Below are 19,549 nucleotides of genomic sequence, written 5' to 3'. Positions count from 1 at the left end.
CGACCGGGGGCAGGGGCTCCACGGCGGTGCCCCCGGTCGCGCAGCCGGCCACGGACAGGACGGCGGCGGCGAGGACGGCCGCGGCGGGAAGGCCTCGACGGCGGGCGCGCACGCGGCTCAGGCGTCCAGGGGCAGCGTCTGCACCCGGGCCGGGACCGAGCCGCCGTCCCAGCGGACCTCGGCCTCGGTGGGCGGGGTCACGTCGCGGCGGACGTAGGCGAGCGCCACGACCGCCGGCCGCCCGGCCGCCGCCACCGACGTGAGCGTGCCCGCCTCCTTGCCGTCGACGACCAGCGAGGCGCCCACCGGCGGGGGCTCGCCCTGCTCGATCACCACGCCGCGGAGATGGCGGGGCACGTTTCCCCCACGGGAGTCGATGCGGGCCACCAGCTCCTGGCCGGTGTAGCAGCCCTTGGTGAAGCTGACCGATCGCTCGACGATGCCGGCCTCGGCGGGGATCGTCCTCTCGGTGAGCTCGGCGCCCATGGCCGGGATGCCGGCGGCGATGCGCCGGGCGTTCCACGCCTCGATGCCACACGGCCGCACGCCCGGCGGCGGCACCGGCGCCGGGCCGACCACGTCCACGCCGGGGAAGCCGGGCCAGTCGTCGTCGACCAGCATCCCGCCCGACGCGCCCGCCGCCCACTCGTGCACGTCGGGACCGCGCAGGGCCAGGCACCGCCACGAAAGCGGCTCGACCTCGGCCTTCACCCGGATCTTGAACCGACGGAGGCGGGCGAGCACGGCCGCGCCGTACCCGCCGTCGACGTCCAGGACCAGCGCGTCGGCGTCCGTCCGGGTGACGCGCACGAAGGCGTCGACCTTGCCCTGGGGCTGGAGGAGCAGCGAGTCGGCCGACGCCCCGACGCCGAGCCGGGCGACGTCCTGGCTCAGCTGGCCCTGCAACCACGACACGGCGTCGGGCCCGGACACCCGCAGGAAGTCGCGCGGCACCTCGACGGCGCCCGCTCCCGTGCGGAGGCACTCGAGGTCCTCGTCGACGCCCACCGCGCCATTCTGGCCCACCGGTTCACCCCACGAGGGGCACCGGGCGAGGGACAATCGATGCATGACCCCCGACGCGCCTCTCACGGGCAGGCTCCTGGTGGCCACGCCGGCGCTGGGCGACCCCAACTTCGACCGCACGGTGGTGCTCATCCTCGAACACGCCGACGAGGGCGCCGTGGGGCTGGTGCTCAACCGCCCGAGCGACACCGAGGTGCGCGAGCCGCTTCCCGAGTGGGACGACCTCACCGCCGACCCGTCGGTGATCTTCGTGGGCGGCCCGGTGGAACAGAAGGCGGTCATCGGCCTGGCCCGGCGGGGGGCCACCGACGTCGAGGAGCGGTGGCGGCCGCTGGTGGGCGGCGTCGGCATCGTCGACCTGGGCCGCGGCCCCGACGACCTCCTGCCCGCCGTCGAGGACCTGCGCCTGTTCGCCGGCTACGCGGGGTGGGGCGCCGGCCAGCTCGAGGGCGAGATCGAGGCCGGCGCCTGGTGGGTGGTCGACGCCCTCCCGGAGGACGCGTGCAGCCGGCAGCCCGAGCGCCTGTGGACCACCGTCCTGCGGCGCCAGCGGCCTCGGCTGGCGATGTACGCCGACTACCCGGTGGACCCCTCGGTCAACTGACACCGCCGACGGGCGCCGTCGCGCCGGCGGCGCGCCGGGCGGCCGTCATCCGCCGGGCGGCGGGCACGGCGGCCAGGAGAGCGGCCGCCTTGTTGCGACACTCCAGGTCCTCCAGGGCGGGGTCGCTGTCGGCGACGATGCCCGCCCCCGCCTGCACGCTGGCCCGCCCGTCGGGCCCGACCGTCATCGTGCGGATGGCGATGGCCGTGTCGAGGTTCCCGGAGAAGTCGAAGTAGCCGACCACCCCGGCGTAGGGGCCGCGTTTGGTCGGCTCCAGCGCGTCGATGATCTCCATGGCCTTCACCTTGGGCGCGCCGGACACGGTGCCGGCCGGGAAGGTGGCCCGCAGCACGTCCACCGGGCCGGTGCCCTCCACCACCGTCGCCGACACCTGGGAGGTCAGGTGCATGACGTGGCTGTACCGCTCCAGGGTGAGCAGCTCGTCCACCTTCTCGGTGCCGAAGCGGGCCACCCGGCCCACGTCGTTGCGGGCCAGGTCGACCAGCATCACGTGCTCGGCCAACTCCTTGGGGTGCTCGCGGAGCTCGGCGGCCAGCCGCCGGTCCTCCTCGTCGGTGCGACCCCGCCGCCGGGTCCCGGCGATGGGCCGGGACACCACCCGCTCGCCCCGCAGCTGCACCATGGGCTCGGGCGACGACCCGACCACGGTGATCTGGCGGTGGCGGAGGAAGTACATGTACGGCGAGGGGTTCACCTGGCGCAGGGCCCGGTAGACGTCGAAGGGGTCGGCGCCCAGGTCGAGGTCGAAGCGCATGGAGAGCACGACCTGGAAGATGTCGCCGTCCAGGATGCGCTCCTTGGCCGCCGCCACCGCCGCCGCGTAGACCTCCGTGGAGATCGTGCGGCGCACGTCGGGCGGCGGCTCGTCCCGCTCGGGCGGCTCCACCACCGGCTCGTCGAGCGCCCGGGCGCCGTCGGCGGCCATGCGGTCGAGGCGGGCCACGGTGGCGTCGTAGAGGTCGTCGAGCTCGTCCTGCCCGGCGCCGGGCGGGACGACGGCGTTGGCCACCAGCGTCACCCGCTGGCGCCAGTGGTCGTAGGCGGCGATCTCGCCGACCACCGAGAGGACGGCGTCGGGGTGGCCCTGGTCGTCGGGCGGCACGTCGGTGAGGCGCTCGACCTCCCGCACGACGTCGTAGCCCAGGTAGCCGACCACGCCGCCGTGCAGCGGGGGCAGCTCGGGGACGGCGGGCGACCGGTAGGCGGCGAGCAGCCCGTCGACCGCCGCCAGCACCCCCCGGTCGAGGGGGACGCCCTCGGGCAGGCGTCCCTCGACCTCGATGCGGCCCGACCGGGCGACCAGGGTGGCCGAGGGATTGCGGCCCACGAACGACCACCGGCTCCAGCGCTCGCCGTGCTCCACCGACTCGAACAAGAAGCCGGCCTCGTCGCCCACCACCCGCAGGAAGCCGGCCACGGGGGTGGTGAGGTCGCCCAGGATCTCCCGCCACACCGGCACCACGGCGGCAGTGCGGGCCAGGGAGCGGAAGACGTCCCTACCGGGCTGGAACACCGAAGCGGCGGAAGAAGCAGGTGAACTCGCCGGTGTGGCAGGCACCCTTCCCGGCCTGGTCGACGACGAACAGGAGCGTGTCGCCGTCGCAGTCGTACGACGCCTCGACCACCGTCTGGACGTCCCCCGACGTGTCGCCCTTGGCCCACCGCTCCTGGCGCGACCGGCTCCAGTAGACCATGCGGCCCGTCTCCAGGGTCTCCCGCAGGGTGTCCTCGTTCATCCAGGCCAGCATCAAGACCCTGCCCGTTGCCCGGTCCTGGGCGACGGCGGGGACCAGCCCGGCGGCGTCGTACCTCACGTCGTCCATCCCGGTGGGAAGGGAGGACTCGGGGCTCACGACGCCCGCCCGGAGCCGGGACGGCTCCGCCGACCCGACGGAGCACCGTCGTACCCGCCCGAACGGGGCGAGCGCAGCGAGCGAGTGAGGGCGGAGCTCACAGGTAGAGCCCCGTCGCGTCCTCGTTGCGATCGCTGGCCACGGCATGGATGTCCCGCTCGCGGAGGATGAGGTACTCCTCGTTGCGGACCTCGACCTCGAAGCGGTCCTCGGGGTTGAACAGCACCCAGTCGCCGGGGCGGACGTTGCGCACGTGGGGCCCCACCGCCACCACCTCGGCCCAGGTGAGGCGCTTGCCGATCTGGGCGGTGGCCGGGATGAGGATGCCGGCCCGGGAGCGGCGCTCCCCCTCGGTCTGGGGGAGCTGGACCAGCAGCCGGTCCGCCATCATCGTGATCGGGTGCTTGACGTCGCGGTCGGGCACGGCCCCACCGTAGAGCCTCGGAACCGTTACCCGAAACGATGTAACTTGACGGGATGGCACCATGTGGTACGGTGGCGTCCGTGGCGGGCGACGGCAGCAGCGAGGACCTCGGCGAAGGGCGCTCCGAGCCGGGGATGACGATCGACGAGCTGGCCCGCCGGGCCGGCGTCACCACCCGGACCATCCGCAACCACCAGACGATCGGCCTGCTGCCTCCGCCCCGCCTGGTCGGCCGGGTCGGGCACTACGACGAGGGCCACCTCGGCCGCCTGCGCCTGATCGCCCAGCTCCAGGACCAGGGCTACTCGCTGGCCGGGATCGCCGGCCTGCTGGAGGCGTGGGAGCGGGGGCGCAGCCTGGCCGACGTCCTCGGCTTCGAGCAGGCGCTCACCGCGCCGTGGACCGACGAGGAGCCCCAGGTCGTCGACCCGGCCGAGCTGTTCGAGCTGTTCCCGGAGAGCGCCACCCGGCCCGACCTCGTCCTGCGGTCGGTGGAGCTCGGCCTGCTCGAGCCCGACGGTGCCAAGGTCCGTGTGCCGAGCCCCCGCCTGGTCAACGCCGGCGCCGAGCTGGTCGCCGTCGGCATCCCCCTGGAGGAGGCACTGGACGCCATGGCGGCGCTGCGCGACGTCCTCGACGGCGTGGCCGAGCGCCTCGTGCGCCTGTTCGACGAGCACATCTGGGACCCGTTCGCGGCCGCCGGCATGCCGGCCGAGGAGCTGCCCCGGGTCACCGAGGCGCTGAAGCGCATGCGCCCGCTGGCCGCCGAGACGGTCCTCGCCGTGCTGGCCCGGGCAATGGAGCACCGGGTGGCGGCGTCCACCGCCCTGACCACCACGAGGGCGGCCGTCGACGCCGCCGCCCGGGAGGGAGCTACGCAATGACCGCCGCCGCCGGATGGGGGACGGACTGGCCCTTCGTGGTCGCGCCGTTCGTCTTCTACTTCTTCACCGTCTTCTGGCTCCTGGTCATGGGCGACCACGGGGACGAGAAGAACGTCGTGCGGGCGTTCTTCAAGCGGATCTCGTACTCCCTCGAGAAGGTCACGGGCTACCCGGGCTGGTGCATGGCGGGGGCCCTCAGCGGGCTCCTGGTGCTGGCCGTGGCCGTCATGGGCCTCTACTGGGACGTCGCCTGGCACATCGACCTCGGGCGGGACAAGGACCTGTTCACGCCCAGCCACACCATGATCCTCCTGGGCCTGGGCGGCATGGTCTACGCCTCGGTCATCGCGGTCATCTTCGCCACCAACGACGAGGCCGACGTGGGGTTCCGCTTCGCCGGGCTGCGCATCCCACGCTCGGCGCTCATGTTCGCCGTCCTCGGCATCGGCGGCACGGCCGCCTTCCCGCTGGACGAGCTGTGGCACCGGGCCTACGGCATCGACGTCACCCTGTGGAGCCCCACCCACCTCCAGCTGGTGGCGGGCGGCTCGCTCGGCCCCATCGCCCTGATGCTCATGATCCTCGAGGGCCGCAGGAACGCCCGGCCCACCCCGCTCGGGCACGTCATCCACGCCACCACCGCCGGCGCCGTCATGGTCGGCCTCACCACCTTCCAGGGCGAGTTCGACTTCGGCGTCCCGCAGTTCCAGGCGCTGTACCTGCCCGTCCTGTTCGCCCTCGCCATGGGCTTCGGGCTGGTGCTGAACCGCATGGCCATGGGCCCGGGCGGCGCCCTGTACGCCGTCGTCGCCTACCTGGTGCTGCGGGGCGCCATCGGCGCCCTGGTGGCGGGTGGCCTCAACCACTCGTTCCCCCGCTTCCCGCTGTACCTCGGCGGCGCCCTGTGCGTGGAGGCGGTCGCCCTCCTGGTGGGCACCCGGCGCACCCTGCGCTTCGCCCTCGCCTCGGGGACGGCGATCGGCCTCGTCGGCCTCGCCCTGGAGTTCGCGTGGGTGGACGCCTCGGGCTGGTTCGACGTCCGCCCCGGCCCCCTGGCGCTCCCCGGGACCGTGCTGGGCCTGGTGGCGGCGACGGCCGCCGCCGTGGTCGGCGCCGGCCTGGGACGGGCGTGGCGGCACGGCCTGGCCGAGGACACCGATCCCATGCCCGGCGTCGCCCTCGGGGTCGCCGCCGCCGCGGTCATCGTGTCCCTCGCCATCCCGCTGCCCCGCAACGTCGGCGACGTCGAGGCCGTCATCCGCACCTCGCCCGAGGGCGAGCTGGCCCGGGTCAGCGTGGAGCTGGTCCCGGCGGACGCGGCCGACGAGGCCACCGCCTTCGGGATCATGTCGTGGCAGGGCGGCGGCCGGAACTGGTCGGAGCTGGAGGAGGTGGCACCGGGCCGCTTCGAGAGCGAGGAGTCGGTCCCCGTCACCGGCAACTGGAAGTCGATGGTGAGCCTCATGCGGGGCTCCGAGGTCATGGCCGCCGCCGTCTACATGCCGGCCGACCCCGAGATCGGCGCCAGCGCCGTCCCCGCCGTCCCCGAGCGGCGGGTCGCCTTCGAGCGCAACACGTCCATCCTCCTGCGGGAGGCCAAGGACGGGCCCGCCTGGCCGGCCATGGCGTCCTACGCCGGCGTCGGGCTGGTGACGCTCCTGTGGGTGGCGCTGTTCGCCTTCACGGGCCGGCGCCTGGCCGACACCGAGAGCGAGGGCGACCGCCCGAGCGAGACGCGCTTCCCGTACGCCGGCCCGTCCGAGCCGCCCACGTGGCAGCCGCGCACGGCCGTCCGCAGCGGGACGGGGGCCGGGCCCTGATCCGTCGCCCCTTCGGGCACGGGCGGCAGCGGGCACGCGTCGGGGCGTGCCCGCTGTCGCGTCGGGGCGAGAGGCGTCAGCCGGGACGGACGGTGACGCCCGCCGCGGCGAGGTGCTCCTTGGCCTGGCGGACGGTGAACTCGCCGAAGTGGAAGACCGACGCCGCCAGCACGGCGTCGGCCCCGCCCTCGACCGCCCCGTCCACCAGGTGGTCGAGGGTGCCGACGCCACCGCTGGCGACGACGGGGACGTTGCAGGCGTCGACCACGGCCCGGGTGAGCTCCAGGTCGAACCCGTCGCGGGTGCCGTCCCGGTCCATGGAGGTGAGCAGGACCTCCCCCGCCCCGAGCCGCTCGCACTCCGCCGCCCACGCCACCGCGTCCATGCCCGTGGCCCGGCGGCCGCCGTGGGTGAACACCTCGAACGCCGGCCCGTCGCCGCCGTCGGGCCGGCGGCGGGCGTCCACGGCGACCACCACGCACTGGGCCCCGAACTCGTCGGCCAGCTCGGGCACCAGCGCCGGGCGGGCCACGGCGGCGGTGTTCACGCCCACCTTGTCGGCCCCCGCCCGCAGGAGCCGGCGGGCGTCGCCGACGGTGCGGACGCCACCCCCGACGGTGAGCGGGATGAAGACCTGCTCGGCGGTGCGCCACACCACGTCCACCATGGTCGAGCGGGCGTCGGACGACGCGGTGATGTCGAGGAAGACGACCTCGTCGGCGCCCTCCTCGTCGTAGCGGGCGGCCAGCTCGGCGGGGTCGCCGGCGTCGCGCAGGTCCACGAAGCGCACCCCCTTGACCACCCGGCCGGCGTCCACGTCCAGGCACGGGACGACCCTCACGGCGCGCACGCGATCATCGCCTCCCGCACGCTGAACACGCCCTCGTGGATGGCGGTGCCGACGATGACGCCGTCCAGCCCCCGCCCGCCGGCGAACACGGCGGCGAGGGCCCGGAGGTGCTCCAGCGTCCCGACCCCGCCCGAGGCCACGACGGGGTGGCGGGTGGCGTTGAGGACGGCGGCCATGCCCTTCACGTCGGGCCCGGTGAGCATCCCGTCCCGGGCGATGTCGGTGACGACGACGGCGCCCAGGGGGGCGTCCTCCACGGCGGACAGGACCTCGGGGAGGGTGCGGCCCGAGCTCTCCGTCCAACCCCGCACGGCGACCTCCCCGCGGCGCGAGTCGAGCCCCACGGCCACCCGGCCGGGGTGGCGGGCGGCCACCCGGCGCAGCAGCCGGGGGTCCTCGACCACCGCCGTGCCGAGGACGATGCGGCTCACGCCCGAGTCGAGGAGCGCCTCGGCCGAGAACTCGTCCCGGATGCCGCCGCCGGCCTGGACGGGGACGCCCACGGCGCCGGCGATGGCGGCCACCACCTCGCGGTTGGCCGGACGGCCGGTGCGGGCGGCGTCGAGGTCCACGACGTGGATCCACGGCGCCCCGTCCGCCTCGAACTCCAGCGCCACCTCGACGGGGTCGCCGCCGTAGACCCGCTCACGGGCGTAGTCGCCCTGCACCAGGCGGACGCAGACGCCGCCCCGCAGGTCGATGGCCGGGTAGAGGTCCACCGCCTAGGAGCACGCCTTGGCGAAGTTGGCCAGCACGCGGGCGCCGACCGGCCCCGACTTCTCGGGGTGGAACTGGGTGGCCCACAGCGGGCCCCGCTCCACCGCCGCCACCACCTCACCGCCGTAGTCGCACGTGGCGACCACCTCGGGCGTGCGCTCGGGGGCGAACGAGTGGACGAAGTAGACCCACGGCTCGGGGCCCAGCCCGTCCAGCAGCGCGCTGTCGTCCCGCTCGGGGACCAGAACGTTCCACTGCATCTGCGGGCGCTTCACCCCCTCGGGCAGCGCCCGCACGGCGCCGTCGATCACGCCCAGGCCGGCCACGCCGGGCGACTCCTCCGACTCCCGGTAGAGCATCTGCATTCCCACGCAGATCCCGAGGAACGGCGTCCCCGCCTCGATGGCGTCGAGGGCGGCCCGGTCGAGGCCCGTCTCCCGCAGGGCCTCCATGCACCGGCCGAACGCCCCCACACCGGGGAGGACGACGCCCGCCGCGCCGGCCGCGTCGCCGGCCCTGGTGACCAGCACCGCCCCGGCCCCCGCCTTCTCCAGGGCCTTCTGCGCCGACCGCAGGTTCCCGATCCCGTAGTCGAGGACGGCGATCATGCCGCCCCCGCGCCGTTCTGGCACCAGGAACCGGCACCGGGGTGTCGGTTCCTGGTGCCAGAGCCGGTGGAGGGCGTCACAGGGTGCCCTTGGTGGAGGGGACGCCACCGCCCTCGACGCGGACCGCGTCGCGCAGGGCCCGGGCCACGCCCTTGAACGACGCCTCCAGGATGTGGTGGGTGTTGCGGCCGCTGCGCATGCGCAGGTGCAGGGTGACGGCGGCGCTGGTGGTGAACGACTGCCAGAAGTGCTCGGCCATCCGCGGGTCGAACGCCGGCGTGCCGAGGGGCAGGGCGTCGGTGCCGCAGTCCACCTCGTAGACGAGGAAGGGCCGGCCCGACAGGTCGAGGGCGACCTCCACCAGGGCCTCGTCGAGCGGGAGGGCCACGGAGGCGAAGCGGCGGATGCCCGCCTTGTCGCCCAGCGCCTCGCGCACGGCCTCGCCCAGCACGATGGCCACGTCCTCCACCGTGTGGTGGATGTCGACGTCGAGGTCGCCCCGGGCGAACACACGGAGGTCGAACCCGCCGTGGCGCCCGAGCTGGGCGAGCATGTGGTCGTAGAACGGCACGCCCGTGTCGACCTCGGTGACCCCGGTGCCGTCGAGGTCGAGCCGCACCTCGATGCGGGTCTCCTTGGTGTCCCGCCGGCGCTCGGCGACGCGGGCCGTCACAGGACCCACCGGCCCGTGGCGGGACGATGATCGAACGATGAGAATCGCCGGCGGCCGTCCCCGCCGCCGCAGGCGGCCCCTTGCGGCTGCCGGCCGAGAGGACAGCGCGGAGGACGCCCGGCTCGCCGGGCGGCCGCAGCACGGCCGGCTCGGCGAGGAACCTCCGGTTCCGAGCCGATTCTCACAGGACCTCGGCCAGGGCGGCGAGGAACGTGTCGTCCTCCTCGGGGGTGCCGACGGTGACGCGCAGGCAGCCGTCCAGGCGGGGCCAGGCGCTGCAGTCGCGGACGAGGACGGACCGGTCCAGGAGTCCCTGCCACACCCGGCGGGCCGGCGCGCCGAGGGGCCGGAACAGGAGGAAGTTGGCGTCCGACGGCCAGCACTCGACGTCCAGGGCGGCCAGCGCCCCGGCCAGGCGGTCGCGTTCGGCGGCGATGGCGGCGACCCGGGCCTCCATCTCGGGCCGGTACCGCAGGGCCAGGCGGCCGGCCAGCTGCTTCACGGCGTCGAGGTGGTAGGGCAGCGCCCGCGACTCCAGGGCGGCCACCACCGGCGCCGGGCCCACCAGGTAGCCCAGGCGGGCGGCGGCCATGGCCCAGGTCTTGGAGTAGGTGCGGACCACGGCCAGGGGCACGTCGTCGCCCACCAGCTCGAGGGCGGAGCGGGGCGAGAACTGGCCGTACGCCTCGTCGACCACGACCAGCCCCGGTGCCAGCTCGACCACGCCGGCCACGGCGCCCGCCGGCTCCGAGCGCCCGGTGGGGTTGTTCGGCGAGCACACGAAGGTGACGGCGGGCTCGGACTCGGTGATGACCCGCTTCACCTCGACGGGGTCGAGCAGGAAGTCGGGCGCCCGCTCCCCCACCGCCACGGCGGTCCCCGTGAGGCGGGCGATGTGGGAGTGGAGGGCGTAGGTGGGCTCGAACACGGCCGCCGAGCGGCCCGGCCCGCCGTAGGCCAGGAGCAGCGTCTGGAGGACCTCGTTGGAGCCGTTGGCGACGAAGACCTGGTCGGGGCGCACGCCGTGCAGCTCGGCCAGCCCCTCTCTCAGCGCGTGGGCACCCCGGTCGGGGTAGCGGTTGAACGGGACCCCGGCGACCTCCCGGGCGAGCGCCTCGACCCAGCCCGGCGGCGGCGGGTAGGGCGACTCGTTGGTGTTGAGCCGCACCGAGACGTGCACCTGGGGCGAGTGGTAGCCGCCGCCCAGGCCCTGGTCGGCGCGGGGCGGGATCAGGGCGCCCATCGCAACCGCACGGACTCGGCGTGGGCGGGCAGGCCCTCGGCCTCGGCGATGGCGGCCACGTGGGGCGCCACCCGGCCGAGGGTGGGCCCGTCCAGCGACACGACGTGGATGGCCTTCACGAAGTCGTCCACCCGAAGGGCGCCCGAGAAGCGGGCCGACCCGTAGGTGGGGAGGACGTGGCTGGGGCCGGCCAGGTAGTCGCCCACGCTGGCCGGGGCGAACGGGCCGGTGAACACGGCGCCCGCCGACCTCACCAGGGGCAGGAGCGCCTCGGGGTCGGCGGTCATGAGCTCGAGGTGCTCGGGGGCGATGGCGTTGGCCACGGCGACGGCCTGCTCGGGCCCGTCGACCAGCGCGGTGTACCCGTTGGCGGCCAGGTTCGCCTCGATGACGCCCCGGCGGGGGTTGGCGGCGGCCAGGCGGGCGACCGCCGCCTCGATGCGGTCGGCCGCCTCCTCCGACCACGTGATGAGCCAGCCCACGCTGTCGGGGCCGTGCTCGACCTGCACGATCACGTCGATGGCCGCGTAGTCGACGGGCGTGGTGTCGTCCGCCACCACGACCACCTCGGAGGGGCCGGGGAACGAGCCGGGCACCCCGACCACGCCCTGGGCCGCCACCTGCTGCTTGGCCACCGAGGTGAACAGCCCGCCCGGCCCCACGACGACGTCCACCGGGCGGATCGTCTCCGTGCCGTAGGCCATGGCGGCGACGGCCTGGGCGCCGCCGATGCGGTACACCTCGTCCACCCCGGCCAGGGCGGCGGCGGCCAGGATCCCGGGGGCGACGGTGCCGCCGGACGTGGGCGGCGAGCACAGGACCACCTCGGGCACGCCGGCCACCCGGGCGGGGATGGCCGTCATCAGCACGGTGGACATGAGCGGCGCCTCGCCGCCCGGCACGCACAGTCCGGCCCGGTCCACGGGGCGGAACAGCTCGCGCACGACGATGCCGTCGCGCTCGTAACGGGCGTCCTCGCGGGCCTGGTGGCGGTGGTAGGCCAGGACGTTGGCCCGGGCCGCCTCCAGGGACTCCCGGAGGAGCGGGGGGATGCCCTCGAGGGCGGCGTCGACCTCGGCCTGGGGCACCCGCAGGCTCTCGGGCCGCACCCCGTCGAACTTCTCGGTCAGGGCGAGGACGGCGTCGTCGCCGCCGGTGCGGACCTCGGCCAGGATGGCGTTCACCGCCTCGATCGGGAGGTTGGTGGCCGCCCGGGGCCGCGGGAGGTGGGCGCGCAGGTCGCCGGTGAACCCGCGGAGGTCGAGTCGGGTGAGCATGGGAGGTACCGATCGTACTGCCGGGGCCCGGAGGGCCTCCGGGACTTCGCGGGACGACCGGGCGGGCGACAATGGCGCCATGTCGTCGTCCGCCGCCGAGCTGTCCTCCCTCGCCACCGCCCTCGACGAGCTCACCCGGAGGGTGACGGCCATCGCCGACCGCTACCTCCAGGACCGGGAGGACCTCGCCACCGAGCTGTACCACGTGGAGCGGGCGCTGAACGGGGCGTCGCGCAGCCTCGCCAAGGCCGTCGACAACGCCCGGTGAGGGCGACTGCGACGGCGAAATAGACCGACGGCGCCCGGAGGCGCCGTCGGCCGAGCGGCGGCGGGACCGCTCTGGGGACGAGAGGCGGGGACTCGTCCCTCAGTCCCTCTGAACGCCGGGTGCGTCCCCGTTGTTCCCGGGACGGTGGCGGCGGTCGGGGTCGCGCTGCGCCACGTGCAGCGCCTTGCCGTCCCGGGACACCACCAGCGCGGTACGCCCGTCCACCAGGCCGGCGGCGTCGGCCACGCCGTGGTACCCGGTCTCGGCGGTCAGCTCGATCGTCACGGTCGGGCCGTCGGGACGGTCGAGCACGATCCTCGACCCGTCGGTGGCCTCGTCGACGGTCCCCTTGTCGAAGGTCACCTCGTGCCAACCACCGTTCCCGTCGGGGACGGTCACCGTGCCGTGCACGGCCCGGCCGAGGGGAAGGAGCCCGAGCGGGCCCGGGCCGCGCCGGTGGCCGGGCCCGCCGCGCAGGGCGGGGCCGGCCGTCTGCTTGCAGGCGCGGCGGGCGGCCTCGTCCTCGCCCGCCTGCTCCAGGCAGGTGCGCAGCGCCCGGCGGGCGGCCCGGCGGTCGGACGGCTCCCCGGCGCCCGGCGTCGAGGGCGGGGGGTCGGTCTGGGCGGCGAGCAGGGTGGGCCGGGCCGGGTCGTCCCCGGCCAGGGCGACGGCTCCGCCGCCGAGCACCAACCCGGCGACCAGGACCACGGCGGAATTCCGCTTGAGCATCTCGGTTCACTCCTCGTGAGGCGAATGCCCCGACTGTGGGCCGCTCCCGAGAGCATCGTGCCGGGAAGCTGTGAGGGAAGTGTTAGGTCGCCGTCGCGACCGGCGAGCTCGATCGTGCTCCGGGCGCCGGTCTCCGACCGGGTACGAGGGAGCTGGGGCAGTAGTCGGACAGGATGCACGAGTCGCACCTGGGCTTGCGGGAGAGGCAGACCCGGCGGCCGTGGAGGATGAGGCGGAGGCTGAGGGCGCCGCGCTCGGCGGCGGGGACGAGGGCGTCGAGCTCGGCCTCGACCTTCACCGGGTCGGTCTCGGTGGTGAGGCCGAGGCGGCGGCTGAGGCGGCCGACGTGGGTGTCGACCGGCAGCCCGGGGAGGCCCAGGGCGACGCTGCGGACCACGTTGGCCGTCTTGCGGCCGACGCCCGGGATGGTGACGAGGTCGTCCATGGACGACGGCACCTCGCCGCCGAACCGCTCGTCCAGCGCCCGGCCCATCCCGATGAGGCTGCGGGCCTTGGCCCGGAAGAACCCGGTGGAGTGGATGATCGCCTCCAGCTCGCCCGGGTCGGCGCCAGCCAGGTCGGCCGGCGCCGGGTAGCGGGCGAAGAGGGTGGGCGTCACCGAGTTGACCCGCTCGTCGGTGGTCTGGGCGGAGAGGATGGTGGCGGCCAGCAGCTGGTACGGGTCGTCGTGGCGGAGCGCGCAGAGCTCGGCCGCGGTCCCCGGGTACTCCTCGGCCAGCCTGGCCGCCGTCTCCCGGGCCCGCCCCTTGGGTGTCCGGGGACGCGCCATGGCACCGCTACCTTGGCAGACGTGCATCACCTCGAGGTGAAGCGGCAGATGGGCCAGGGCGACATCGCGGCCGTGAGCGAGCTCCTCGAGGTGGCGGCGGCGGCCGACGGCCACGCGCCGCTGGGCGAGCACCAGTGGCTCGACCTGGTCGACGGCGGCCGCAGCGGCTTCGCCGGCCTGGTCGCCTGGGAGCCCGGCCACGGCCATCCCGTCGGCTACGCCCAGGTGACCCGGGGCGACGCCACCTGGGCGCTGGAGTTCGTGGTGGACCCGCACCATCGCCACCACGAGCGCACCATCGGCGCCGACCTGGTGGCCGCCGCCATGGACGTGGTCCGCCACGAGGGTGGCGGGCGCATCTCGCTGTGGGTGCCCAAGCCCACCCGGGCGCGGGACCTCATCGCCACCGGCGCCGGCATGCGGCACACCCGGGACCTGTTCCAGATGCGGCGCCCGCTGCCCGTCGACGAGCCCTACGAGCTGTCCACCCGCCCGTTCGAGCCGGGCGCCGACGAGGACGCGTGGCTGGAGGTCAACAACCGGGCGTTCGCCGCCCACCCCGAGCAGGGCGGCTGGGACGTGGAGACGCTCAAGCGCCGGGAGGCGGAGCCGTGGTTCGAGCCGGCCGGGTTCCTGCTCCACGAGGTCGACGGCCGCCTGGCCGGTTTCTGTTGGACCAAGGTGCACGCCGACCACTCCCCCACGCTGGGCGAGATCTACGTGGTGGCCGTCGACCCCGACTTCCAGGGCCGGCGCCTGGGGCGCTCTCTCGTCCTGGCCGGTCTCGACTCCCTGGCCCGTCGCGGCATCGCCACCGCCATGCTCTACGTCGACGCCGACAACGTCCCGGCCCTGCGCCTCTACGACGACCTGGGGTTCAGCGTCGACCACGTCGACCGGGCGTACTGCGTGGACGTCCCCCCGGCGGCCTGACGGGCCCGCCCGGCCGGGCGGGGGTCAGCCGAGGCCGCCCACCCCCACGGCGTTGCCCACGCCGAAGGTGACGGCCGCCGCGGCGGCGGCGATGGCCAGCTGGCGCAGGGCGGAGCGGGGGGCCGAACGGCCGGTGAAGGCGGCGAGGGCGACGCCGATGGCCACCGCGGCGACCGCGCCGAGGACCACCGACGCCACGGTGGCGCCCGTCCCCTTCGAGACGAACCACGGGAAGAGCGGGATCACGGCGCCGAAGGCGAAGGCGAGGAAGGACGAGACGGCGGCCTGGACCGGCGACCCGAGCTCGTTGGGGTCGATGCCGAGCTCCTCGCGGGCGTGGGTCTCCAGCGCCAGGTCGGGGTCGCGCATCATCTGGGTGGCCAGCTCGTCGGCCACCTCGGCGGCGACGCCCCGCTCCCGGTAGATCGCCGCCAGCTCCCGGCGCTCGCTCTCGGGGCGGCGGTCGATCTCGATGCGCTCCAGCTCCAGCTCCCGCTCCAGGAGCTCGGACTGGGCCTTCATCGACACGTACTCGCCGGCCGCCATCGAGAAGGCGCCGCCGACCAGCCCGGCCAGCCCGGCCAGCCGCACGACCCCGGGCGCCGGGTTGGCGCCGGCCACGCCCAGGATCAGCGACACGTTCGAGACCAGGCCGTCGCTGATGCCGAACACGGCGGCCCGAGCCGCGCCGCCCTGGATGTTGCGGTGGTGGTGCTCGAAGGTGCCGTGGTCGCCCGGGCCCTTCGCCGATGGCGCAGCTCCGTCCGGCTGGGGCGACGGGCCGGTCTCCATGGCCGCCATAGCCTACGGGGCGTGGCCCGGTACGACGTGACTCCGGCCGAGTTGGCCGCCCTCCTCGACGGGGAGCCGGCCTACCGGGCCCGCCAGGTGTGGGAGGGGCTGCGCCGGGGTGACGCCCCCGAGGACCTCACCCCCCTCCCGCGCGTGCTGCGGGCCCGGCTGGCGGCCGAGCCCGCCCTCGCTCCGTCGCTCCGCGAGGACACCGCCGTCGAGACCGACGACGGCGACACGGTCAAGTGGCGGTGGGCGCTCGCCGACGGGCGGCTGATCGAGACGGTGCTGATGCACTACGCGGGCCGCACCACCGTCTGCGTGTCCAGCCAGGCCGGCTGCGCCATGGCGTGCGGCTTCTGCGCGACCGGCCAGGCCGGGTTCGAGCGCAACCTGACCACCGGTGAGATCGTCGAGCAGGTGGTGCGGGCGGGCGCCGAGGCGCGCCGGACCGGGCGCCGGGTCTCCAACGTCGTGTTCATGGGCATGGGCGAGCCCCTGGCCAACCTGGACCGGGTGTGGCCGGCCATCGAGCGCATGCACGGGGACCTCGGTCTCTCGGCCCGCCATTTGACCGTGTCGACCATCGGGATCGTCCCCGGCATCCGCCGGCTGGCGTCGCTGCCCCTCCCGGTGAACCTGGCCGTCTCCCTCCACGCCGCCGACGACGCCCTCCGCGACGAGCTGGTGCCGGTCAACCGGCGTTACCCGCTGGAGGCGCTGCTCGAGGCGTGCCGGGCGTGGGTCGACGCCAAGGGCCGCCGGCTGTCGTTCGAGTGGGCCCTCATCGCGGGGGTGAACGACCGGGCCGGCGACGCCGCCCGCCTGGCCGAGCTGGCCCGGGAGGTGAGGGCCCACGTCAACCTCATCCCCCTCAACCCGACGCCCGGCTACGCCGTGCGGGGCACCCCGGCGGCCGGCGTCCGGGCGTTCCGCGACCTGCTGGAGTCGCTCGGGGTCAACGCCACCGTGCGCCGCAACCGGGGGACCGACATCGACGCCGCCTGCGGCCAGCTGGCGGCCGCGGGGGCCGGGCGCGTTCCACCGCCGCGACGGCGGGCCGATCGGCCAGACTGAGCGCATGGAAACGCGGCGGTGGACGAACCCGCATCAGCCCCAGACGCTCCAGATCGCCGTGTTCCTGCTGTACGCCAACGCCTTCTTCACCGTGCTGTGGCTGCTGCGGGCCGGGGTGTTCCCCCTGCTCTTCCTGGGTGCCGCGGCCGGGTCGGTGGCCGCCGGGTACGGCATCGCCAACGAGCAGAAGTGGGGCTACGCCCTGGGCGTGGGCATGGCGTTCCTGCCCTTCCTGCTCCGGCTCTACTACGGGGGCGGCGAGGCGGTGTTCTCCACCGGGCTCATCAACCTCATGTTCGAGATCGCCCTCGTCGCCCTGCTCCTCCACGCCCAGAGCCGGGACTACCAGCGCATCTGGTTCAAGTAGCCGCTGGTGGGATTCGCCATACCCGCAGGTCAGCGGCTTGTAGGTGCTAGCGCACCGCTCTACCGGACTGGAGGGGAGATGCTCCGAGGCCGCTGACGCCGCGCCGGCCGACGGGGACCTCGAGCGCCTGATCGTCAGCTTCGGTCGCCACCTGCGGGCCGCCAACCGGTCGCCCAGGACCATCGAGAAGTACCTGCTCGCCGCCCGCCGGTTCGCCGCCTTCTGCGCCGCCACTACCGGCCCACCGTTGCCGCCGCCATTGCGTGGGCTCCTCCGGGCCGACGCCCCGGCGCCTCGTACTGTGCGCCGCCTGCCGCGGCTGAGGGAGTTCTACGGGATCGTCGTGTACATGTACTGGCAGGACCACCAGCCGCCGCATTTCCACGCCATCTACGGCGGCGAGGAAGCTCTCGTGCGGATCGACGACGCGGCGTTCCTGGCCGGGTCGCTTCCCCGCACCGCCGCCCGCCTGGTCAGGGAGTGGGCCGAGCTGCGCCGATCGGAACTGCAGGACAACTGGGACCGCGCCCAGGCGCCCACGAAGCTCGTGCCGATCGAGCCGCTCCGTTAACCTTGGTCCGTGAGCCGACCTGCGAGAGTCGTGGCTGTGGAGCACCTCGGTGACTTCCGGCTGCGCCTCACCTTCTCGGACGGCCTGGTGAGGGAGCTTGATTTCGACGGGGTTCTCGCTGGCGGGGTTTTCGAGCCGCTGCAGGACCGGGCACTGTTCGCACAGGTTTCGGTCGACACCGTCGCCGGCACGATCGCCTGGCCGATCGGCGTCGACCTCGATCCCGACGTGCTCCACGGCGACCACGAGCCGGCGAGCGGCCGGGCCCCGGTCGTGCTCAAGGAGTACCACCTCGGCCTGACTGGCTGAGACGCCAGGACGCCGGAATTGCGCCTGTTACCAGCGCATACGGTGGCCCTTTTCGCTCCCGGGCTCCACGCCTGGAGAGGCCGCCAGAACAGCGCTTGTCCCGGACTCCGGTTCAAGTAACCGCTGGTGGGTTTCGCCATACCCGCAGGTCAGCGGCTTGTAGGGGCTAGGGCACCGCTCGGCCAGATGATGCGGCGACACGGACTCGATCCGGGAGGATGCTGCCCGCTGTCGCCGCGCCGGCCGACGGCGACCTCGATCACCCTGATCGTCAGCTTCGGTCGCCACCTGCGGGCCGCCAACCGGTCGCCCGGGACCATCGAGAAGTACCTGCTCGCCCCCCGCCGGTTCGCGCCTTCTGCGCCGCCGACGACGGGCGTTGTTCGGCGCTGCCGATCGGTGCGCCGTCGGGATCGACGCCGGCCGCGCGGTCCGGCATTCAACGTGCCGTTCGCTCAAGCCGGTTCGCGCCCCCGGACCATTCATGCGGCAAGAACGGGCGTTATTCGCCCATCGTTGCCGCATGAACACGCCGCCGCCTCGGGGAACTCGGCCGGCGAGTGCGACCGACGTGATGCCGCAGGCCGCTGAGATGGGGGATCCCCCGCTGTCCCGCGCGCTGACGCCGGATCGCTCGCGATTCCCAGGTCGGCGCGGCGCAGAGCACCGCCGACCGTTCGTCTGTATACACAGGCTTCGCGTGTATATACTGGACCGTGACGAAGCGACTGATCGATGTCGACGACGTGGCGCTGGATGCAGCGCGTGCCGAACTCGGGACCCGCACCATCAAGGACACGGTCAACGAGGCGCTCCGGCGAGCGGCGGCAGTCAGACAGTCCAAGCTCGACCAGGCGCTCGACGTGTTGGCCAGCGCCGACCTGGACGACCGCTCCACGGCCTGGCCATGAGCTTCGTCGTCGACACCAGCGTCATGAGACGGCTTCGCGTCTCGGCCGTGCGCGAGCGCGTCCAGGCCCTTGATGGCGCCGGCCTCGCGCGGACGGCGATGACCGAGCTCGAGATCGGGTTCTCCGCCAGCAACGGCGAGGATTGGGACCGCTTGATTGCCGCCCTGGACGTCTTCGAGCCCTTGGACGTCGAGGCCCGTCACTTCGCTCGGGCGGCGCAGGTTCAGCGACTGCTCGCCGTGCATGGCCTGAAGGGCAGGAAGGTCCCCGATCTGCTGATCGCCGCGGTGGCAGAGACGACCGGTCGCACGGTGCTCCACTACGACACCGACTTCGACCGCATTGCGTCGGTCACGGGCCAAGCCGCAGAGTGGGTCGTCCCCCAGGGCACCATCGACTGACGGAGCCCGGAAGAGCGATAGCCCGCGCCTGCTCGTTCTGCGGCGTTCACGGCTCGCTTCGAACGAGAGTTGGACCCGGACGGTCAGCTCAGCGTCGACGAGCGCCGGCGTCGGGCTACCGCAGCCCGCAAGGCCTACTTCACCCGGCTCGCGCTGAGGTCTGCACGGGCGGGCGGCGGGGCCCCAGTCGTGCTCAGGGAATACCCGCCTCGGCCTGAAACGTGAATGACTGGTGTCGCGTGAGCGCGTGGGCGCGTCGGGTGTTGAGGATCACCTGAGTCTGTAGGAAGGCGATCACTGAAGATGTAGGTCCTGAGTGCCCTGGGTGGGCCTTGAAAGCAGGGTCCACCAACGAGCTGGGGCTCCCTCCCACGCTGACGGTTCCGATACCGGCCAGCACC

The 19,549-nt window shown here is 74.3% G+C and carries 24 protein-coding genes; 11 read left to right on the top strand and 13 right to left on the bottom strand.

Annotated elements, in window-relative coordinates:
• Window positions 1-117: 117 nt before the first annotated feature.
• Window positions 118-1,008 (bottom strand): glycine cleavage T C-terminal barrel domain-containing protein, encoded by an 891-nt coding sequence (locus VM242_02910; GenBank protein ID HVM04100.1) that lies wholly within the window; start codon window positions 1,006-1,008, stop codon window positions 118-120.
• Window positions 1,009-1,069: 61 nt separating this feature from the next.
• On the opposite strand from VM242_02910, the gene VM242_02905 reads away from it, so the two are divergent.
• Window positions 1,070-1,630, top strand: coding sequence for a YqgE/AlgH family protein (locus VM242_02905; protein ID HVM04099.1), 561 nt, complete (start codon window positions 1,070-1,072; stop codon window positions 1,628-1,630).
• Here the strand turns inward: VM242_02905 and VM242_02900 are convergent.
• The 3 genes from VM242_02900 to VM242_02890 all read right to left on the bottom strand — a co-directional run bounded on the left by VM242_02900 (window position 1,623) and on the right by VM242_02890 (window position 3,928).
• Window positions 1,623-3,164, bottom strand: a complete 1,542-nt coding sequence (locus VM242_02900; GenBank protein ID HVM04098.1) for a chorismate-binding protein — start codon at window positions 3,162-3,164, stop codon at window positions 1,623-1,625. The two genes, VM242_02905 and VM242_02900, sit on opposite strands and share 8 nt — an antisense overlap.
• Window positions 3,148-3,474 (bottom strand): phosphoribosyl-AMP cyclohydrolase, encoded by a 327-nt coding sequence (gene hisI / locus VM242_02895; protein ID HVM04097.1) that lies wholly within the window; start codon window positions 3,472-3,474, stop codon window positions 3,148-3,150. The genes VM242_02900 and hisI overlap by 17 nt, the downstream gene beginning before the upstream one ends.
• A 127-nt stretch (window positions 3,475-3,601) precedes the next feature.
• A complete protein-coding gene (locus VM242_02890; protein HVM04096.1) occupies window positions 3,602-3,928 on the bottom strand; it encodes a co-chaperone GroES in 327 nt (108 codons plus the stop codon).
• Between the two features lie 53 nt (window positions 3,929-3,981).
• Here VM242_02890 and VM242_02885 point away from each other — a divergent pair, with 53 nt between their 5' ends.
• Complete coding sequence (locus tag VM242_02885; GenBank protein ID HVM04095.1) at window positions 3,982-4,812, top strand: MerR family transcriptional regulator; 831 nt, start codon at window positions 3,982-3,984, stop codon at window positions 4,810-4,812.
• Window positions 4,809-6,632: a hypothetical protein gene (locus VM242_02880; protein HVM04094.1), complete on the top strand. Its 1,824-nt coding sequence runs from the start codon at window positions 4,809-4,811 to the stop codon at window positions 6,630-6,632. Before VM242_02885 ends, VM242_02880 begins: the two co-directional genes overlap by 4 nt.
• 76 nt (window positions 6,633-6,708) lie before the next feature.
• Here VM242_02880 and hisF read toward each other — a convergent pair whose 3' ends face one another.
• The 6 genes from hisF to hisD form a co-directional block, all read right to left on the bottom strand.
• The gene (hisF, locus tag VM242_02875; protein ID HVM04093.1) at window positions 6,709-7,473 is read right to left on the bottom strand and encodes an imidazole glycerol phosphate synthase subunit HisF; all 765 of its coding nucleotides are present in this window, start codon (window positions 7,471-7,473) and stop codon (window positions 6,709-6,711) included.
• The gene (hisA, locus tag VM242_02870) at window positions 7,470-8,201 is read right to left on the bottom strand and encodes a 1-(5-phosphoribosyl)-5-[(5-phosphoribosylamino)methylideneamino]imidazole-4-carboxamide isomerase (protein HVM04092.1); all 732 of its coding nucleotides are present in this window, start codon (window positions 8,199-8,201) and stop codon (window positions 7,470-7,472) included. The genes hisF and hisA overlap by 4 nt, the downstream gene beginning before the upstream one ends.
• A 3-nt stretch (window positions 8,202-8,204) precedes the next feature.
• Window positions 8,205-8,807: an imidazole glycerol phosphate synthase subunit HisH gene (gene hisH, locus VM242_02865; GenBank protein ID HVM04091.1), complete on the bottom strand. Its 603-nt coding sequence runs from the start codon at window positions 8,805-8,807 to the stop codon at window positions 8,205-8,207.
• Window positions 8,808-8,883: 76 nt separating this feature from the next.
• The gene (gene hisB / locus VM242_02860) at window positions 8,884-9,480 is read right to left on the bottom strand and encodes an imidazoleglycerol-phosphate dehydratase HisB (GenBank protein HVM04090.1); all 597 of its coding nucleotides are present in this window, start codon (window positions 9,478-9,480) and stop codon (window positions 8,884-8,886) included.
• Window positions 9,481-9,661: 181 nt separating this feature from the next.
• The gene (gene hisC / locus VM242_02855; GenBank protein HVM04089.1) at window positions 9,662-10,723 is read right to left on the bottom strand and encodes a histidinol-phosphate transaminase; all 1,062 of its coding nucleotides are present in this window, start codon (window positions 10,721-10,723) and stop codon (window positions 9,662-9,664) included.
• A complete protein-coding gene (gene hisD / locus VM242_02850) occupies window positions 10,711-12,000 on the bottom strand; it encodes a histidinol dehydrogenase (GenBank protein ID HVM04088.1) in 1,290 nt (429 codons plus the stop codon). The genes hisC and hisD overlap by 13 nt, the downstream gene beginning before the upstream one ends.
• A 79-nt stretch (window positions 12,001-12,079) precedes the next feature.
• Here hisD and VM242_02845 point away from each other — a divergent pair, with 79 nt between their 5' ends.
• Window positions 12,080-12,268, top strand: a complete 189-nt coding sequence (locus tag VM242_02845) for a hypothetical protein (GenBank protein HVM04087.1) — start codon at window positions 12,080-12,082, stop codon at window positions 12,266-12,268.
• A gap of 99 nt (window positions 12,269-12,367) precedes the next feature.
• Here VM242_02845 and VM242_02840 read toward each other — a convergent pair whose 3' ends face one another.
• Both VM242_02840 and nth read right to left on the bottom strand, forming a co-directional pair.
• Window positions 12,368-12,997, bottom strand: coding sequence for a hypothetical protein (locus VM242_02840; protein HVM04086.1), 630 nt, complete (start codon window positions 12,995-12,997; stop codon window positions 12,368-12,370).
• Window positions 12,998-13,079: 82 nt separating this feature from the next.
• Window positions 13,080-13,787: an endonuclease III gene (gene nth / locus VM242_02835; protein HVM04085.1), complete on the bottom strand. Its 708-nt coding sequence runs from the start codon at window positions 13,785-13,787 to the stop codon at window positions 13,080-13,082.
• A 21-nt stretch (window positions 13,788-13,808) separates the two neighbouring features.
• Here nth and mshD point away from each other — a divergent pair, with 21 nt between their 5' ends.
• Window positions 13,809-14,720, top strand: coding sequence for a mycothiol synthase (gene mshD, locus VM242_02830; GenBank protein ID HVM04084.1), 912 nt, complete (start codon window positions 13,809-13,811; stop codon window positions 14,718-14,720).
• 24 nt (window positions 14,721-14,744) lie between these two features.
• On the opposite strand, the gene VM242_02825 is transcribed toward mshD, so the two are convergent.
• Window positions 14,745-15,512 carry a VIT1/CCC1 transporter family protein gene (locus VM242_02825; protein HVM04083.1) on the bottom strand — a complete coding sequence of 256 codons (768 nt, stop codon included), beginning with the start codon at window positions 15,510-15,512 and terminating at the stop codon, window positions 14,745-14,747.
• A gap of 21 nt (window positions 15,513-15,533) precedes the next feature.
• On the opposite strand from VM242_02825, the gene rlmN reads away from it, so the two are divergent.
• The 6 genes from rlmN (at window position 15,534) to VM242_02795 (ending at window position 19,148) form a co-directional block, all read left to right on the top strand.
• Window positions 15,534-16,589, top strand: a complete 1,056-nt coding sequence (gene rlmN / locus VM242_02820; protein HVM04082.1) for a 23S rRNA (adenine(2503)-C(2))-methyltransferase RlmN — start codon at window positions 15,534-15,536, stop codon at window positions 16,587-16,589.
• Between the two features lie 4 nt (window positions 16,590-16,593).
• Window positions 16,594-16,956 carry a hypothetical protein gene (locus VM242_02815; protein ID HVM04081.1) on the top strand — a complete coding sequence of 121 codons (363 nt, stop codon included), beginning with the start codon at window positions 16,594-16,596 and terminating at the stop codon, window positions 16,954-16,956.
• Between the two features lie 43 nt (window positions 16,957-16,999).
• Window positions 17,000-17,527, top strand: a complete 528-nt coding sequence (locus tag VM242_02810; protein HVM04080.1) for a DUF4160 domain-containing protein — start codon at window positions 17,000-17,002, stop codon at window positions 17,525-17,527.
• A gap of 36 nt (window positions 17,528-17,563) precedes the next feature.
• Complete coding sequence (locus VM242_02805) at window positions 17,564-17,836, top strand: DUF2442 domain-containing protein (protein HVM04079.1); 273 nt, start codon at window positions 17,564-17,566, stop codon at window positions 17,834-17,836.
• Window positions 17,837-18,552: 716 nt separating this feature from the next.
• Window positions 18,553-18,747: a hypothetical protein gene (locus tag VM242_02800; protein HVM04078.1), complete on the top strand. Its 195-nt coding sequence runs from the start codon at window positions 18,553-18,555 to the stop codon at window positions 18,745-18,747.
• On the top strand, window positions 18,744-19,148 hold the full coding sequence (locus tag VM242_02795) for a PIN domain-containing protein (GenBank protein HVM04077.1): 405 nt from the start codon (window positions 18,744-18,746) through the stop codon (window positions 19,146-19,148). Before VM242_02800 ends, VM242_02795 begins: the two co-directional genes overlap by 4 nt.
• Window positions 19,149-19,549: the final 401 nt, after the last annotated feature.

The organism is Acidimicrobiales bacterium (assembly GCA_035540975.1).
GTDB lineage: Bacteria > Actinomycetota > Acidimicrobiia > Acidimicrobiales.
This window is presented reverse-complemented; position numbering and strand designations above follow the sequence as displayed.

Bases quoted from the DNA above. Each gene is read 5' to 3' on its own strand.
- VM242_02905 (HVM04099.1), top strand. From the start codon at position 1,070: ATGACCCCCGACGCGCCTCTCACGGGCAGGCTCCTGGTGGCCACGCCG.
- hisI (HVM04097.1), bottom strand. From the start codon at position 3,474: ATGGACGACGTGAGGTACGACGCCGCCGGGCTGGTCCCCGCCGTCGCC.
- VM242_02885 (HVM04095.1), top strand. From the start codon at position 3,982: ATGGCACCATGTGGTACGGTGGCGTCCGTGGCGGGCGACGGCAGCAGC.
- VM242_02880 (HVM04094.1), top strand. From the start codon at position 4,809: ATGACCGCCGCCGCCGGATGGGGGACGGACTGGCCCTTCGTGGTCGCG.
- hisH (HVM04091.1), bottom strand. From the start codon at position 8,807: ATGATCGCCGTCCTCGACTACGGGATCGGGAACCTGCGGTCGGCGCAG.
- hisC (HVM04089.1), bottom strand. From the start codon at position 10,723: ATGGGCGCCCTGATCCCGCCCCGCGCCGACCAGGGCCTGGGCGGCGGC.
- hisD (HVM04088.1), bottom strand. From the start codon at position 12,000: ATGCTCACCCGACTCGACCTCCGCGGGTTCACCGGCGACCTGCGCGCC.
- VM242_02845 (HVM04087.1), top strand. From the start codon at position 12,080: ATGTCGTCGTCCGCCGCCGAGCTGTCCTCCCTCGCCACCGCCCTCGAC.
- VM242_02840 (HVM04086.1), bottom strand. From the start codon at position 12,997: ATGCTCAAGCGGAATTCCGCCGTGGTCCTGGTCGCCGGGTTGGTGCTC.
- nth (HVM04085.1), bottom strand. From the start codon at position 13,787: ATGGCGCGTCCCCGGACACCCAAGGGGCGGGCCCGGGAGACGGCGGCC.
- VM242_02825 (HVM04083.1), bottom strand. From the start codon at position 15,512: ATGGAGACCGGCCCGTCGCCCCAGCCGGACGGAGCTGCGCCATCGGCG.
- VM242_02815 (HVM04081.1), top strand. From the start codon at position 16,594: ATGGAAACGCGGCGGTGGACGAACCCGCATCAGCCCCAGACGCTCCAG.
- VM242_02795 (HVM04077.1), top strand. From the start codon at position 18,744: ATGAGCTTCGTCGTCGACACCAGCGTCATGAGACGGCTTCGCGTCTCG.